The 336-nt window shown below is 68.2% G+C and carries 1 protein-coding gene; it reads right to left on the bottom strand.

Features of this window, described 5'->3' with window-relative positions:
- On the bottom strand, window positions 1–336 hold a 336-nt coding region (locus tag FS532_RS18865; RefSeq protein WP_186322150.1), incomplete at both ends, for a hypothetical protein.

Genomic DNA, 336 nt, shown 5'->3' with positions numbered 1-336 from the left:
CCGTTGTTGTCCGACGCCCGGTAGTCATCCAGCGTCACCGCGGATCCCTCGGCCGGGGTGCCGACGGTGAAGGGCAGCACGATGCGGTCCTCGGCCTTGACGATGATGGTGCGCGTCAGCGACTGCGTCGGCGCGCCGGGCGCGGTGTACTCCACGTGCAGGGCGTACTCGGAGTTCTGGTTGTTCAGCTCACCCGAGGTCTTCCACCGGCCGTCGTCACCGATGACCGCGGACCCGATCAGCCGGTCCTTGGACCGGTAGTTCCAGATCTCGACCTTCGTGCCCGTGGTGCCGGCACCGGTGAACTCGACCCGCTTGGTCGGCGCGACCACGGTC

The organism is Curtobacterium pusillum (genome assembly GCF_007673235.1).
Classification (GTDB): domain Bacteria; phylum Actinomycetota; class Actinomycetes; order Actinomycetales; family Microbacteriaceae; genus Curtobacterium; species Curtobacterium pusillum_C.
Note: the sequence above shows the minus strand (reverse complement) of the source record. Positions and strands in the feature narration are given on the sequence as shown.